Source organism: Yinghuangia sp. ASG 101 (assembly GCF_021165735.1).
GTDB lineage: Bacteria > Actinomycetota > Actinomycetes > Streptomycetales > Streptomycetaceae > Yinghuangia.
In genome coordinates, this window is sequence record NZ_CP088911.1 from 6,101,009 (window position 1) to 6,116,812 (window position 15,804).

General features: G+C 72.0%; 12 protein-coding genes and 1 pseudogene. 8 read left to right on the forward strand and 5 right to left on the reverse strand.

Annotated elements, in window-relative coordinates:
• Positions 1–338: 338 nt before the first annotated feature.
• The 3 genes from LO772_RS26135 to LO772_RS26145 all read left to right on the forward strand — a co-directional run bounded on the left by LO772_RS26135 (position 339) and on the right by LO772_RS26145 (position 3,187).
• Entirely contained in the window at positions 339–1,382 is a 1,044-nt protein-coding gene (locus LO772_RS26135; RefSeq protein ID WP_231774480.1) for a hypothetical protein, read from the forward strand.
• A 581-nt stretch (positions 1,383–1,963) separates the two neighbouring features.
• Positions 1,964–2,425, forward strand: a complete 462-nt coding sequence (locus tag LO772_RS26140) for an ATP-binding protein (RefSeq protein ID WP_231774481.1) — start codon at positions 1,964–1,966, stop codon at positions 2,423–2,425.
• 525 nt (positions 2,426–2,950) lie between these two features.
• On the forward strand, positions 2,951–3,187 hold the full coding sequence (locus LO772_RS26145; protein ID WP_231774482.1) for a DUF397 domain-containing protein: 237 nt from the start codon (positions 2,951–2,953) through the stop codon (positions 3,185–3,187).
• Positions 3,188–3,356: 169 nt separating this feature from the next.
• Here LO772_RS26145 and LO772_RS26150 read toward each other — a convergent pair whose 3' ends face one another.
• On the reverse strand, positions 3,357–4,223 hold the full coding sequence (locus LO772_RS26150) for a helix-turn-helix domain-containing protein (RefSeq protein ID WP_231774483.1): 867 nt from the start codon (positions 4,221–4,223) through the stop codon (positions 3,357–3,359).
• 416 nt (positions 4,224–4,639) lie between these two features.
• Between LO772_RS26150 and LO772_RS26155 the strand changes: the two are divergent.
• A pseudogene (locus LO772_RS26155) lies at positions 4,640–6,084 on the forward strand (SWIM zinc finger family protein).
• Positions 6,085–6,838: 754 nt separating this feature from the next.
• Here the strand turns inward: LO772_RS26155 and LO772_RS26160 are convergent.
• Positions 6,839–7,501 carry an O-methyltransferase gene (locus tag LO772_RS26160; protein WP_231774484.1) on the reverse strand — a complete coding sequence of 221 codons (663 nt, stop codon included), beginning with the start codon at positions 7,499–7,501 and terminating at the stop codon, positions 6,839–6,841.
• A 143-nt stretch (positions 7,502–7,644) separates the two neighbouring features.
• Here LO772_RS26160 and LO772_RS26165 point away from each other — a divergent pair, with 143 nt between their 5' ends.
• Together LO772_RS26165 and LO772_RS26170 are read left to right on the forward strand one after the other, a co-directional pair.
• On the forward strand, positions 7,645–8,010 hold the full coding sequence (locus LO772_RS26165; protein WP_231779724.1) for an ankyrin repeat domain-containing protein: 366 nt from the start codon (positions 7,645–7,647) through the stop codon (positions 8,008–8,010).
• A 36-nt stretch (positions 8,011–8,046) separates the two neighbouring features.
• The gene (locus LO772_RS26170) at positions 8,047–8,748 is read left to right on the forward strand and encodes a hypothetical protein (protein ID WP_231774485.1); all 702 of its coding nucleotides are present in this window, start codon (positions 8,047–8,049) and stop codon (positions 8,746–8,748) included.
• Between the two features lie 48 nt (positions 8,749–8,796).
• Here LO772_RS26170 and LO772_RS26175 read toward each other — a convergent pair whose 3' ends face one another.
• From LO772_RS26175 to LO772_RS26185, 3 genes are all read right to left on the reverse strand, one after another.
• Complete coding sequence (locus LO772_RS26175; protein WP_231774486.1) at positions 8,797–10,194, reverse strand: M16 family metallopeptidase; 1,398 nt, start codon at positions 10,192–10,194, stop codon at positions 8,797–8,799.
• Positions 10,191–11,534: a M16 family metallopeptidase gene (locus LO772_RS26180; RefSeq protein ID WP_231774487.1), complete on the reverse strand. Its 1,344-nt coding sequence runs from the start codon at positions 11,532–11,534 to the stop codon at positions 10,191–10,193. The genes LO772_RS26175 and LO772_RS26180 overlap by 4 nt, the downstream gene beginning before the upstream one ends.
• A 187-nt stretch (positions 11,535–11,721) precedes the next feature.
• Positions 11,722–12,156, reverse strand: a complete 435-nt coding sequence (locus LO772_RS26185) for a type II toxin-antitoxin system Rv0910 family toxin (RefSeq protein ID WP_231774488.1) — start codon at positions 12,154–12,156, stop codon at positions 11,722–11,724.
• A gap of 352 nt (positions 12,157–12,508) precedes the next feature.
• Here LO772_RS26185 and LO772_RS26190 point away from each other — a divergent pair, with 352 nt between their 5' ends.
• The gene (locus LO772_RS26190; RefSeq protein WP_231774489.1) at positions 12,509–13,369 is read left to right on the forward strand and encodes an SCO6745 family protein; all 861 of its coding nucleotides are present in this window, start codon (positions 12,509–12,511) and stop codon (positions 13,367–13,369) included.
• Between the two features lie 151 nt (positions 13,370–13,520).
• Positions 13,521–15,800, forward strand: a complete 2,280-nt coding sequence (gene recD2, locus LO772_RS26195) for an SF1B family DNA helicase RecD2 (RefSeq protein ID WP_231774490.1) — start codon at positions 13,521–13,523, stop codon at positions 15,798–15,800.
• Positions 15,801–15,804 lie beyond the last annotated feature (4 nt).

Sequence of the window (15,804 nt, forward strand, 5' to 3'; positions counted from 1 at the left end):
TGTGTCCGGATCGGCATCTGCGCGGTCGCGGTCCGTGGTGCGGCGATCACGCGGGCGCGGGCCGCGGCGGGCGGCCGAATGGGGCGGTCGGCGGTATTGCCTCCCGTTTCTGCTGGTAGTCGGCGGCTTCTGCGGGCATGGTGCCCGAGGGAAAAGGTCTCGATCGCGTCACATTACTGGCCAGTAGGTTACTGTTCGGTTTACACCTGACAGGATCTCCGGCCTGGGGACAATCCGAAACGAAAGCTCCCGCGGTTGCCGGACCCGTCGCACGCACGAATCGGCGCGGCCGACCCGCGGTGAGTGAAGGGAGATCGGTTGTGCTTACGTTCCGCCGCGTGGCTTTGGCGCTGGTGCTGCTGCTGGGGGTGGGCTTGATCGTCTTCCCGCTGGCGGACGGCATGCCCGAGAAGACCCAAGGCGTCGACAACGTGCAGGACACCTTCCGGCAGACCATGTCGAAGCAGGGGGTGCAGACCAGTCGCGACGACCTCGTCACGATGGAGGCGATGCTCGCGCAACTGCAGTCCGAGACGCTGCCGCAGCTCGCGCAGAGCAGAGGGATGCAGACGGACCAGCTGAAGGGGCTGCTCGGCCTCAGGTTCCCGGCGGTCGGCAAGGGCCTCAACGAAGTCGGCGTCATCATGCCGCGCTTCGAGGAGACCGTCTCCGTCATGGAGCAGCAGGGGTCGAATTTCCGTGAGGCGGACGAGATTCCGACCGCCGACGTGCCCAACACCGCGGTGACGTACCTCTTCCTGGTGCCCGGCGTCATCCTGGCCGTCGCCGGTGGGACGGGGCTGTTCTTCTCGTTCCGCGGCGGCCGGTCGATGATCCCGACCGTCGCGCTGGCCGTCGCCGTGGCCATGGGGGCGGTGCTGGTGATCGGCACGCTGGTGACCGACCAGATCGGGAAGACCAAGTCCGCGGAGAAGATGTTCGACGCCTTCCGCCCCACGTTCACCGACGCGCGCTACCAGCAGATGCGCTCCGACATGGACACGTTGAAGGCGTTCGCCGCCGAGATGCAGAACGACACGATCCCCTTCCTGGCGGCTCAGGCCCAGCAGGACGTGCCGACCTACAAGGCGAGCCTGGCCACGCGCTACCCCCAGGTCGGCACGGGGCTCCAGGAGACTCCCCGCATCCTCGGCCGCTTCGACGGCATGATCGAGGACATCGGCTCCAACATCGAGTCGTTCAAGCACGCCGACAGCATCCCCTCCGCGGACACCCCGGTCAGCCAGGTGCCGTGGTACCTGCTGATCCCCGGGATCGGTCTGATCGCCGTGGCCGGTGCCGCGCTCCTGCCGCTGGGGCGTCGCGACGGGGGCGCCCCCATCGGTCCCGAGGCCCCGTCCGGGACGCCCACGGCCGTCTGATCGTTGCGGTCGGCACCACCCGGTCCGATCCCCGACCGGGCGGTGCCCACGGGCGGTCCCGCTCCCCGCGGGGCCGCCCGTCCGCGTTTGCCGGACGCGGTCGCGCGGGATGGACAGTGAACCGGAGGCGGGGCCGCCGTTACCTACGCAGTGTGACGGACGCCACTCCTTTCCAAAATCGGATATCTCGCAGGAAAAACGGGCCTTCTGCCACGTGCATCCCCTCGATGCACGTGCATCCGAGGCTTGCAGCTGCATAAATCGAGACTGCACGTGCATCTGGTCTTGCACACGCCGTGAGCATCGACATAATGAACAGGGTGCACGCGCAACGTGGTAAGCGCGTGGATACGCATCGACGGGCCGGTTCGATTCGCGGGAGGCATGACGGTGGTCAGTAGCTCCCACCGCTGCACCGGAGCGGGCTCGGTGCGCTTACTGAGGACACGGGTGGCGAGTCCGAGTCTGCGGCCCGACCGGAGGTGCGCGTGACTGCCGTCAGCGCCACGGGTTTCTCCGTGGCAACGCTTTTCCGTATGGACCCACCGGGTGGCGATTCCCTGGTGACCGAAGACGGGGCCATGACCGACATTGCCGTGCGAGCGCTCGCGCCGCAGCGCGCGTCGGTCAAGGCCGCACGCGACTTCGGGCGGGACACCTTGGCGCGCTGGGGAGCCGCCGAGTTGTTCGACGATCTCTCGCTCGTGGTCTCCGAGCTGGTCACCAACGCCTTGTGCCACGGTGTCGGCGGCGAGGCGCGGTCCGACGAGGAGCCCGACGGCCGTCCCGCGGGTCACCCGGTGCAACTCGCGTTGCTCCGCAAGGGTGCGCGGGTGATGTGCGCGGTGCAGGACCCGGGTGACGGCCTCCCGGCACCCCAGGAGGCCGGCGACGGAGCCGAGACCGGCCGGGGGCTGCATATCGTGGAATGCTTCAGCAGCGCCTGGGGCTGGTTTCCGTTGTCGAACGTCGCGGGACGCGGTGGAAAAGTGGTCTGGGCGATGTTCCAGATCCCCGGCCAATCCCCGGCGCACAGCGGCTAATACTTCACGAATTTTCGACGACGCCCGGAAGTACGGCAACCCGTCGTGCTTCCCACGCGTATAGGGGAAGCGGTGCGCCGCTCCTCCCCATCGATATTCGTCGACTTTTTCCTCGGATTCCCAGGACGAATCCGACAATCATCGCGGCGATCGTCCCGAATTGCCTGACCGGCATGGGCGGTTTGCCGACCCCAGATCGTTGTGAACTTTTTATGCCGCCTCCGTGCGGCCATTTCCCGACCCATTCTCGCGATGTCGCCTTAATCGCAGATTCCCGGTCTCCGGACACTGTGTTGGGGCTCGTGGGCGTGCGCTATCATCACTCCAGTACGCTGCATTTGCATGGTCTGATGCACGTGCAGATACAAACGCAGGACACGGCGAACGGTGCCGGGCGCGCGGCGGGGCCCCTTCACGGGGAAACCCCGCGGGTGCGGTGCCAAGCACAACGAACGGCACAGGTGGTACCACCGGGGGTGGGCAATCGTCGCCGGTTCGCCCGGCAAGAGGTCCAGGAGACATGTCATGCACGGAACGCACAACGGGATGCCGGCCGAGTCTTTGCACGGGGTGACGTGGCAGAAGAGTCGACGCAGCAACTCGCAGGGCAACTGCGTCGAGATGGCCGCGCTTCCCGGCGGGGACATAGCCGTGCGCAACTCGCGGTACCCGGAAGGGCCCGCACTGATCTACACCCGGGCCGAGATCGTCGCCTTGATCCTCGGCGCCAAGGACGGCGACTTCGACAACCTCATCGCCTGAGCGACCGCGGCGCCGGGAGCCCCGCCGGGCCGCGCCGACACGACGCTCGACGCGGCACCGTACTCCCGCGTCGCCCGGAAGCGGCGACCGACGTTCCGGTCGCCGGACGACGACAAGCGTGATCCCCGGGCCCGCACGCGAAACCGTGCGGCCCCGGGGACCACGCTTGTCAGGTCTCCTTGAGAATCCTGGCCAGCAGATCCACGCTGCGATCCGGCGGCAGGCCGTCGACGCTCAGCCGCTCCATCACCTCGGTGTACTGATCGACGTCGTCGCGCTTGTCGAGGTACAGCGCACTCGTCAGCTGTTCGAGGTAGACGACGTCGGGCAGATCGGGCTCCGGGAAGCGCAGCAGTGTGAACGGACCGCCCTCGGCGGCGTGGGCGCCGAAGCGGAACGGCATCACCTGGATCGTCACGTGTGAGTGCGCCGCCGAGTCGATCAGGTGCTGGATCTGACCGCGCATCACCTCGCGTCCGCCGATGGGACGACGCAACGCCGCCTCGTCGAGCACCGCCCAAAGGCGCGGCGGTCGCTCGCGGTTCAGGATCAACTGCCGCTGGGTGCGCAGCCCCACGCGGCGCTCGACCTCGGCCGCGGAGGCGTTCGGCTGCCCGGCGACGATGACCGCCCGCGCGTAATCCGCGGTCTGCAACAGCCCGGGAACGAATTGGACTTCGTAGGTACGGATGACCGAGGCCGCTTCCTCCAGGCCGACATACACCTGGAACCAACTCGGCAGGATGTCACCGTAACTGTGCCACCAGCCCGTTGCGTTCGCCTCCCGGGTCAGGTTCAGCAGCGCCTCGCGCTCCGTCTCGTCCGTCACGCCGTACATGGTCAGCAGGTCCGCCACATCGCGGTCTTTGAAGCTGACACGACCCAGCTCCATTCGACTGATCTTCGATTCGGAGGCGCGGATCTCATACCCCGCCTCCTCGCGTGAAACGCCTTTGGCCTCACGCAGGCGACGGAGTTGGGAACCGAGGAGAATACGGCGAACCGTCGAGCCGCTCCCCGGCTGCGCTGTGGGCATACGTCCTACCTCCGGCAGAATGGACCAGCGCATAGTATGACAGCGCCATCGTGCGTGTCGCCCGAAACGCACGATCAACGGTTGCTTCACGCCATCTTGCTACGCCCGTCGATCACGGTACGGGAGCACCGAGTTGACGGTGTGTCGATCCCGGTACTCTCTGTGCCGCATTGTGAGACTCACCGCCGGGGCCAAAGGTTGTGCCCGACACCCCGGGGCATCTTCTCCATCCGACCGACCAACGCGCAACTCCCGCGGTAAATAGGCCTCTCGGTGTGCATGAGCGGCGAACAAACGTCCGCGCGAAGCACATACGAACGCCGCGGCCGAAAATCGAGCGAAACGCGGGGAAGACGGACGCGGCCCCGCGACCTCCGAGAGCGGCCGGTCTCGGCACACCGGCCTACGTTGAGGCCATGTCGTCCAGCGTCCAATCCTTCACGTACCGGCGTGCCTCGGCGATGCACACGTACGAAGGCACCCCGCGGCTCTCCCTGGAGACGAGCGGCGGCCTCACGTCGCACGGGCTCGTGCCGTTCCCGCGCTTCTTCTCCGGTTTCCTCACCGCACCCGAGGCCGCGGCCGGCGGATTGCTCGCGGTCGCCGACGTGGCGGCGACCCGCTACCACCAGCCCCGGAACCGCGCGTGGCTCGACCCCGTGGTCACCGGCAACGGCGACCGCCTGCGCTTCGAGTCGTTCAGCGGGTGCGGCGGCGTGTACGCCCGGCTCGACGTGCTGCCCGCGGGCATCGACGGCGACATGCTCGGCACGGGCACCACCAACGTCGATGTGAACGCGCCGCTGCGGGCGGCCCTCGCCATGGTCGGTGCCTCCGATCCGCTGCACGTCGCGGTCGGCCCCGACGACGTCGCGGTCACCACGTTCGACGGCCCGGTGGTGGAGAAGAAGGTGCCGCTGCCCGAACGCTGGCTGTGCGGCTTCGCCCAAGTCCAGGTCATCGCCTCGAAGTTCGACCTGCGCGCCGAGATCCCCGCGGTGGAGGCCGTGCGCTGCCTGCGATCGCTGCCCCGCAACGGCCGCCAGCTCCTGTGGGTGCGCCCGTTCGGGCGGACGCTGGGCGTCTCGCCCGGCCCGGCGCCCGGCGCGGTCTGCCTCGCCGGACCGGACCGGCTCCGGGCCCTGTCCCGAATACTCCGCGGCACGCCAAGGCACCGCGGGTCTACGGCCCCGCAGTCTCCGGCGGCGGCCTCGGCGCGGGGGCGGTGCCGGTCGCGTCCGCGTGGGAGGTCGAACTGCCGGGCATGCGCCTCACGTTGACGCTGTCCCCGGACGCGGCACGCGGATTCTCCGGCGAAGGCGCGGTCCTCGGCGACCTGGCGACCGACGAGGCGACCGGCGACGCCGACCTGGTCGCGGCCCCGCTGGCGTGGGAGCCGCGCCTCGAGGGCGGCGACCTCGCCCGCCGGACCGGGCTGACCCCCGAGCGCGTCCGCCGAGCCCTCGTACGGCTCGGCACCGCGGGCCGCATCGGCTACGACGTCGCCGAGGCCGCCTACTTCCACCGGGAACTCCCGTACGACGGGGGCCGCGTCGAGCGCATGAACCCGCGGCTGCGGCACGCCCGGGAACTCGTCGCGCGCGGCCGGGTGACCGCCGACGGCGAGCGCTTCCGGGTGGTCGGCACCACCGCCGCGTACCAGGTGCGGTTGGCGTCCGGCGGCACGTGCACGTGCGAGTGGTGGGCCAAGCACCGCGGCGGACGCGGCCCGTGCAAGCATGTGCTCGCCGCGCAGATCCACGTGCGGCGCGACGCCGCCGGAACGGCCGCGCCGGAACCACCGGGTTCCGCGACCGACGCGCGGTCGGCGGGCACCCGCACGGCGGAGGCGGCGCGATGACGGCGCCCGGCGACGGCACTGACGCGCTGACCTGGGACGCGGTCCTGGCCGCCAAGCGGCGCGGCGGCCCCCGATAGGCCCTGGCCCTGCCGACCCGCCACGGCGAGAAGGAACGCCGCGCGCTCGCCCCCGACCTCAAGGCGGAACTCACCCGGCGCAACGCCGCGCCCTGGAACGACCGCCGGAACGGGCTCGCCGACGAAGGGCTGTTCAAGATCTGCCCGGCTGCGTGCCTCGGCGGACCCGCCGCGATCGCCCCGTGGCCGACCCGCGCCGACTTGCGCACGTCCCCGCGTCCGTGGCTGCACGAGCGCGTCGCCGAGGCCCTGGCCGCGCGACCGCGAAGGGCTCGTCGCGCGTCACGGTCGAGGCGCGGCGCCTGTGCGCGGTGCTGTCCGGCACGTGATCGGCACCGCCGCCGCACCGGACGGCCTCGGCGGCGACCCCGATGCACGGGCGTGGTCGCAACCGGCTCGGCCGCGCGAGCCCGGTGGGCGCGCTCGGGGCCGGGTGGGACGGCAACCGCACGCGAGTCCGTCGCCACCCCGAACCAGGGCTCGGGCCACGGCACTTGCTTCGGCTGCGCGGTCGGCACACGGGGCAGGCGGTCGGGCGGCGCGTGGGCCCGGCCGCACGACGCGGCCGGGCCCACGGAAGCCCGGAGTCGCGTGCCGGGCGATCGGGCGGCGGATCCCGCGGACCGTCCCGTGCGCGCCGCCGGCCCGCGGCCGACTCCGGTGCGCCCGGCCCGCGGTCAGTCGCGGACGCGGGCGAACGTCAGGCCGTCGGCGATCGGGAGGACGACCACCTCCACGCGCGGGTCGGCGCGGACGTGCTCGTTGAACCGGTGGATCGCCTCCGCCGGGCTGTCGCGTCCGGGGTCGACCACGTCGCCGCCGTAGAGCACGTTGTCGGCGAGGATCAGCCCGCCCGGGCGCATGCGCGGGACCAGCGCCTCCCAGTAGCCGATGTAGCCGCCTTTGTCGGCGTCGACGAAGGCCAGATCGATGTGCGGGGACGACACGAGGCCGCCCAGGGTCTCGATCGCCGGGGCGATGCGCAGCTCGATGCGGTCGGCGACCCCGGCGGCCAGCCACGCCTCGCGGGCGGTGCGCGTCCACTCCTCCGAGACGTCGCAGCACAGCAGCCGGCCGCCGTCCGGGAGACCCCGGGCGATGGCGAGGGCGGAGTAGCCCGTGAACGTGCCGACCTCGACCGCGAAGCGCGGCGCGACGAGCTTGGTGAGTAGGGTGAGAAATGTGCCCTGTTCAGGAGGGATCTGCATGACCGCGGTCGACCCCAGCGACTCGCGTGTGCGCGCGATCAACCCCTCCTGGACCGTGTCCGGGGGCGTCGAGTGGCCGAGGATGTAGGAGTAGAGCTCGTCAGTCATCGGGACGGTTTTCGACGATGCCATAGTGAGCCTCCGCAGAGTGTCGTGAGCTTGATCCTGCCAGAATGCGACCGCCCCCAACCGCCGAGTGACAGGAAGCGACCGTGACCGACACGAATGAGCCGTCGAATGAGCGGCCCGCCGACAACAACGCCGACGAAGCGGCGATGCAGGAACTCGCCGCGCGGGTCTTCGCCGCCGCCCGGGGCGGGGACGCCGAGATGCTGGCGAGCTACGTGGACGCGGGGCTGCCCGTGAACACCGGCAACCAGGCGGGCGACACCCTGCTGATGCTGGCGACCTACCACGGACACCTCGCGGCGGTGCAGGTCCTCCTCAAGCGCGGCGCCGACGCCAACCGCGCGAACGCGAAGGGCATGACCCCGCTCGCGGGCGCGGTGTTCAAGGGGCAGCCGGAGATCGTCCAGGCGTTGCTGGAGGCCGGGGCCGACCCGGACGCGGGCCGCCCCTCCGCGGCCGAGACCGCCCGGTACTTCGGCAAGGAGGACATGCTTTCACGCCCCGCCGGGTAGAACGGCCTTCGCCGGGGGGGCGGGGAGGCGGAGGGCATGGGCGGAGGGGAACCGGGCGCGTGGGAAGCCCTCGCACGGTTCGAGTTCGGTGCGGGGCTCCTGCACGTACGCTCCGATCTGCCCAACGCGACCGACGGTTCGTTCACCCCGTGGAGCGACCGCTATCACGGGCTCGTGCTCCGGGTGCCGGGGATTCGCCGGGTGCGGCGCTTCGAACTCGTCGGCGCGTTCGCGGCGGGCGACACCCCCGGCTCCGGCAAGGACGGGCAACCCTCCGACCCCACGCGGTTTCTGACGCTGTATGACCTCAAGCACCCGGGAGTACTCGACACCCCGGAGTTCCGTGCCCTCGCGGCCATCGACGCCGGCGGCACGGCGCCCTCGCCGCTGGCACGCGAGCTGAACGGCACCCGCCTCGTCTGCCGCGAGCGGCGGCGCTGGCCGTCCGTCTCGATCGCCCGGCTGTTCCCCGCTGGCGACAAGCTGCTGCACCTCGCGGTCGGCGGCGAGGACACCGCCGTGGAGCGCTGGTTGACGTCGGAGGCCGTGCCCGCGCTGCTGCCCGCGGTCGGCGCGGTCGGCGTCCGGTGGTTCGACGCGGGGGAGGGGCGGCACATCGTCGTGTGCGAACTCCAAGGGCCGCTCTGGCCGTTGCCGCCGAGCGTGACCACCGATCTGGGCCCGGCGGTGTGGAGCGCCTACCGCCAGGAGTACATGCGCAACGCACCGGGCGAGTGACCGCCCGGCCGACGTCCCCGAGGCCCCCGACCTTGGGCCCCGCCGGGATCAGGGCGCGTCGCGTCGGACGTCGAAGCCCTTGGCTTCCAGATCCGGCACCACGCGGGCCGCGTCGCCCTCCACGACCACGGTCAGCGCGTCCGGACGCAGGTGCGCCCGCGCGGCCCGGTTGGCGTCCGCGGGTTCCGCCGCCGCGATCTCGGCGTACTCGCGCGTCACGTGGTCGTCCGGCAGCCCGTGGACCACGGCCTCGCGCAACCGTGCGCCGATGCCGCGCGGCGTCTGCAGGCGGATCGGCATGCTGCCCAGCACGTGCGCCCGGGCCGCCGTGAACTCCTCGTCGGTGACGCCTGATTCGTGCATGCGGCGCACCTCGTCGAGGGCGTCCGCGACGGCGTCCGCGGTGACCTCGGTGTGCACCGACGAGGCCACCGTGAACGTGCCGACCCGGCGGCCGTGCGCGAACCCCGCTCCCGCGCCGTACGTGTAGCCCTTCACCTCGCGCAGCGTGTGGTTCAGCCGCGACGTGAACGAACCGCCCAGGACCTCCGTGAACAGGTCGATCGCCACCAGGTCGGGGGTGGAACGCGGCGGCCCGGTGTGCCCGATGCGCAGCACGGACTGCACGGCGTCCGGCCGGTCGACCACGAACACCCGGACGTGCGAGGGGTCCTCGACGGCGGGCGGCGCCTCCGCGCGGTCGTCGGGGCCGTCCGCGCCCGCGAACACCTCTTCGCCCAGTGCGGCGAGGTCCACCGCGTCCAGGTCGGCGGCCACCAGCAGGGTCCCGGGCGCGGTCATGCGCCGGGCGTGGAAGGCGCGGATGTCGTCGGCGGTGACGGCCGCGTTGGACGCGGGTGAGCCGTCGAGGAGCCGCCCGTACCGGCTTTCTTCGCCGAACAGCCGTCGCCGGTACGCCTCTTGGCCGCGCGTGCCGGGTTGCGCCCAGGTGTGTTTGAGGGAGCCCGCGACGTCCGCGAGGAAGCGCTCCACGTCATCGTCGGTGAACGCCGGGCGGCGCACCGCCTCGGCGAGCAGGGCGACGCCGCGGGGCAGTTCGGCCACCGGGATGTCAACGCCGACGCCCTGCGTCTCCCAGTCGTGCGCCCACGTCCAGCGCGCGCCGAGCCCTTCGACGGCGAGTGCGAACGCGTCGGCGGTGTAGTGCGCGGTGCCCTCGTCGAGCAGCCCGCCGGTGACCCGGGCGAGCCCTTCGAGGCCGGCCGGCTCGTGGAGTGCCCCGGCCTCCAGGACCAGGCCGGCCCAGGCCAGCGCGCGGCCGGGCAGGTGGGCCGCGACGATCTCACCGCCGGCGACCCTGAGGCGGCGTACCGCGGGGAAGGCGTACGGGCGCGGCGTCGTCCCCACGGGGCGTGTCGCCACGAGGAGTTCGCCGTCCGGAAGGGTGTCGGCCAAGGGCTCCGGGGCCGGATGTCCGAGCGTCATGCGGCGTCTTCCTCGTCGGTCGCTGCGGTCTGTTCGGTCGCCTCCGTGCCGGCGGTGTCCTCCGGCAGGTAGGTGAGCACGATGCGGTTGTCGGGCCGGAAGGTGTCGGCGGCGACGCGGCGCACGTCGTCCCCGGTCACCGCGTCCAGCAACGCGACCCGGGTGCGGATCGCCTCGGCGTCGCCGAAGCGCGTGGTGTACTGCCCGATGGCGTCGGCGCGGCCGTTGACGCTCGCCAGTTCGCGCAGCCAGTCGGCGGTCAACACGGCGCGTGCGCGGTCGAGTTCGTCGGAGGTGATGCCGTCCCGGGCGGCCTTGTCGCACTCCTCGGTGTACGCCGCCACGACGTCGTCGGGGGCGACCCCGTCGCGCGGCGTGCACGCCCCCATCACCATGGACGCGTCGTACATCAGGCTCCACGCGGCCATGAAGCCGCTTTCGGCCTGGGCGATCCGGCGTTCGGTGACCAGCGCGCGGTAGAGGCGTGAACCCCGGCCCCGGCCCAGCGCGGTGGTGAGGATCTCGGTCGCGGCCGAGTCGGCGCTGCCCCACGCGGGGCCGCGGTGGCACAGGAACGCCCGTGGCAGTGGGACCTGTTCGGCGAGGGTGACGGCGACCGCGCGGTCCGCGCCGAACTGCCGGGCCAGCGGCGCGGGTTGCGGGACGGGGAACGACCCCCGCGCGCGAAGGCGCCCGAAGTAGCGCTCGGCCAAAGCGAATACCTGGTCCGGGGCGACGTCGCCGACGACGGTCAGCACCGCGTTGTCGGGGGCGTAGTAAGTGGCGTGGAACTCGGTGAAGTCGGCGAGGGACGCGCTGTCGAGTTCGGCCATCGAGCCGATCGTCGCGTGCGCGTACGGGTGGCCCTCGGGGTACGCGAGGCCGACCATGACCTCCGCCCAGCGGCCGTACGGCACGTTGTCGTACCGCTGCCGCCGCTCGTTCTTGACCACCTCGCGCTGGTTGTCCAGCGTCTCCTGGGTCAGCGCGAGCGAGCCCATGCGGTCGGCTTCGAGCCACAGCGCGAGTTCGAGGCTGCCGGACGGGACGGTCTGGTAGTAGTTCGTGCGGTCCGGGCTGGTGGACGCGTTGATCGCGTCGCCGCCGCACGCCTGGATCAGCGCGAAGTGCTCGCTCTTGGCGACGTGCGCGGACCCCTCGAACATCAGGTGCTCGAAGAGGTGCGCGAACCCGTGCTTGCCGCGCGGCTCGTGGCGCGCGCCGACGTCGTACCAGAGGTTCACCGCGGCGAGCGGGACGGACGGGTCGGGGGAGACCACCACGCGCAGGCCGTTGCCCAACGTCTCCTGATGGATGGGCCACGGGAACGCAGCGGGCACGGTGTGTCCTTCCCCGGCGGTGCCGGACGCGGGCACCGCGGCCCGTGTCGGCGAACCCGCCTCGACCGTGTGACGGATGTCTTCTCGGTCGATCATCCTACGGGCGGACGGCGGTCGGCGCGGGGACGGCGAAGCCGCCCGGCCGCCCGGCACGAGGCGGGCGGACCGGACGGGCCGATCACCGTGTTCAGGCGAACAACGCCTTGAATTTACCGAGGGATTCGACGAACGCCTCCTGCGTGGCCTGGGTGACCTTGCCGGCCATCATGGCGACCGCGCCGCCCTTGACCTCGGATTCGATGCGGAAGACCGTGGCGTTCCCGTCGGCGGCGGCCTCGACGACGAACGACTCGGTGAGGCTCACGCCCATCGGGCCCTTGCCGTCGAGATCGAGGCGGGCGCCCTGCTCGACGTTCTTGACCGTCCACTTGATGTCCGCGGGGAAGCCCATGAGCTTCATCTTCTCGTCGTACTCGACGCCGGCTTCGAGCTTGTCCGGACCACCCCCCGGAAAGCCGACATGCGGGGTCATCCACGAGCCGAACTCGTCGAAATTGACGAGCCGGGCCCATACCGCGTCGGGCTTGGCGGGGATCTCGATGTGCTCGTTGATCACGGGCATGCGCAGGTCCTTCTGCTCGGCACGGGCGGGCGTGCCGCCGCGTGCGGTTGTCGCCGTGGCAGGTGACGCGGGGTGGCGCAGGCGGAGCGGGAGGTGCGGTGGAGCGCGGAGACCCGGCGGAACCGGGTGCCGCGAAGCTACCCCCGATGCTTGGCACAGTCAATGGTGTCGGTGTCCGGGATCCAACCGGGTGTTGCGGGCCGCGCCGGCCGATCGCCCGGGAGTTCCCGGCGGCCCCGACCGGAGTGCGGGCCGGCACCCGCGGCGGCGTACTGTGCCGGGAGGCGCCGCCCGCGCACGGCGGGGCCCGGACGACACCGCGTGACGGGCCTCGGGCCCGAACGGAGGGGACATGGCCATCGACGAGAACCCGGCACGCCGCCTGTGGTCCGGGATCGAACCCCTCCACGCGCTGGTCTACTTCGCCCCCGAGGTCGCCGACGCGGCCACCGAGGTCGGCCTCAAGGGCTGGTTCATGAGCTACTTCGCCGGGCGCGCGGCGCCGCTGGGCGCGGTCGGGCCCGAGGCCGTCACCTCGATGTTCTTCGGATTCGCACCCCACAAGGTGGCGCGGGCGCTGCCCGACGCGTGGGACTTCGCGCCGCCGCGCGACGTCCTGGCCTCCCGGCTCGCCGCCGTCGACCGCGCACTCGACCGCGCGCTGCCGCCGGACGCCGATCTGTCGCGCCTCGCCACGCTTCTCGAACACGCCGCTGCCGCCTGTGACTTCGGCGGCCGACCGCTGGCCGCCGCGTGGTCCGGCGTACGCCTTCCGGACGACGCCCCGCCGCGTCTGCGCGCGTGGCTCGCGGCCACCGTTCTGCGCGAACACCGCGGCGACGGCCACGTGTTGGCGTGCGTCGACCGCGGCCTCGACGGACTGCAGGCGTCGATCACCCACGCCGCCACCGGACGTGCCCCCGGACAACGCCTGCAGATCAGCCGCGGCTGGACCGAGGCCCAATGGGAGAAGGCCCTCGTCGCCCTGATCGGGCGCGGCGTCCTGGACACCGACGGCAACCTCACCGAGAACGGGACGGCCCTGCGCGCCGCCGTGGAGGACGCCACCGACCGCCTCGCCGGGGCACCGCTGCGCGCGCTGGGCGAATACGCGGTGGAGGAGGCGGTCGTCCTCTCGGTTCCCCTGGCCCGCCACCTGATCGACACCGGTGCCGTCCCCGTACCGAATCCGATCGGTGTCGCGCGGCCGTGACCCCGCTCCGGCCCCCGGCCGCGGCGGGGCCCGCCGCCCCGGGCCGTGCGCTCGGCGGGGGCGCGCCGCCCGGTCGCGGTCCCGTGCCCGGCGTCCGCGGGGCCGCCTCGCGTCCCGTCCGGGTGTCCGGCGGACCGGCTAGCCTCACCGCATGACTGCCGGGACGCGATCGACCGCGGCCGGGCCGCCCTCGGCGACGGGAGGCCCCGGCGGAGTTTCGCCCGCCCGCCTGGAGGCGGTGCTGGAGCGGATCACGTACCAGAACGACGAAAACGGCTGGACGGTCGCCCGCGTCGACACCGGCCGGGGCTCCGGCGGCGACCTGCTCACCGTCGTCGGGCCGCTGCTGGGCGCGCAACCCGGCGAGTCGCTGCGGCTGTGGGGGCGTTGGGGCAGCCACCCGCAATACGGGAAGCAGTTCCTCGTCGACGCGTACGAAACCGTGCTGCCCGCGACGGTCCAGGGCATCCGCCGCTACCTCGGATCCGGCCTCATCAAGGGCATCGGCCCGAAGATCGCCGACCGCATCGTCGAGCACTTCGGCGTCGCGTCGCTCGACGTCATCGAGGAGGACGTCCGGCGCCTCATCGAGGTGCCGGGGCTCGGCCCCAAGCGCCGCGACCTGATCGCGGCGGCGTGGGTCGAGCAGAAGGCCATCAAGGAGGTCATGGTCTTCCTCCAGGGCATCGGTATCTCGACCTCCCCCGCGGTGCGGATCTGGAAGGAGTACGCCGACCGCTCCATCGAGGTCGTCCGCACCGAGCCCTACCGCCTGGCCGCCGACGTGTGGGGCATCGGCTTCAAGACCGCGGACGCCATCGCGCGGGCGGTCGGCATCCCGCACGACTCGCCGCAGCGCGTCAAGGCCGGCCTCCAGTACACGCTTTCGGAGGGCGCGGACAACGGCAACTGCTACCTGCCGCAGGACCAACTCGTCGACGACGCCGTACGCATACTCGACGTCCCGGCCGACCTCGTGCGCACGTGCCTGGACGAACTCGCCGCGGAGGAAGGCGTCGTCCGCGAGGAGATGCCCGGCCCGGTGACGCCGTCCGGTTCGCAGGGCGATCCCGTCCAAGCGGTCTACCTCGTGCCGTTCCACCGCGCGGAGATCTCGCTCGCGTCCCGGCTGCGCGCGCTGCTCGCCGCGCCCGACGACCGGCTCGGCGGATTCGCGACGGTGGACTGGGCGAAGGCCCTCGCGTGGCTGCGCGGACGCACCGGGACGGACCTCGCCCCCGAGCAGGAGGCCGCCGTGCGCCTGGCGCTCACCGAGAAGGTCGCGGTCCTCACCGGCGGACCGGGCTGCGGCAAGAGCTTCACCGTCCGGTCGGTCGTCGAACTCGCCCGCGCGCGCAAGGCCAAGGTCGTCCTCGCCGCCCCCACCGGGCGCGCCGCCAAGCGGCTGGCCGAGCTCACCGGCACCGAGGCCGCGACCGTGCACCGCCTCCTCGAACTGCGGCCCGGCGGCGACGCGGCGTACGACCAGGACCGGCCGCTCGACGCGGACCTGGTCGTCGTCGACGAGGCCTCGATGCTGGACCTGCTCCTCGCCAACCGGCTCGTGAAGGCCGTCCCGCCGGGCGCGCACCTGCTGTTCGTCGGCGACGTCGACCAACTCCCCAGCGTGGGCGCCGGCGAGGTGCTGCGCGACATGCTCGCCGCCGAGCCGCTGCCGCGGGTGCGCCTCACCAGGATCTTCCGGCAGGCGCAGCAGTCGGGTGTGGTCACCAACGCCCACCGCATCAACGCGGGGAGGCCGCCGGTCACCGACGGCCTCGCCGACTTCTTCCTGTTCCCCGTCGACGAGGCCGAGGACGCCGCCACCCTCACCGTCGACGTCGTCGCGCAGCGCATCCCGCGCAAGTTCGGCCTCGACCCGCGCCGCGACGTCCAGGTGCTCGCGCCGATGCACCGCGGCCCGGCCGGCGCGGGCGCGCTCAACCAGCTGCTGCAGGACGCGCTCACGCCCGGTCGCCCGGGGCTCGCCGAAAAGCGTTTCGGAGGGCGGGCGTTCCGGGTCGGCGACAAGGTCACCCAGATCCGCAACAACTACGACAAGGGCGAGTCCGGCGTCTTCAACGGCACGGGCGGCGTGGTCACCTCGATCAACCTCGACGACCAGAAGCTCACCGTGCGCACCGAGGAGGACGAGGAAGTCCCGTACGACTTCACCGAACTCGACGAGCTGTCGCACGCGTACGCCGTCACGATCCACCGCTCGCAGGGCAGCGAATACCCCGCGGTGGTCGTGCCCCTGACCACGAGCGCGTGGATGATGCTCCAGCGCAACCTGCTCTACACCGCGGTCACCCGGGCCAAGAAGCTTGTCGTGCTGGTCGGTTCGCGCCGCGCGCTGGGCCAGGCCGTGCGCACCGTCTCGGCGGGCAAGCGCTGGACCGGCCTCGACCACCGGCTCGGTCGCCGCTGACGGG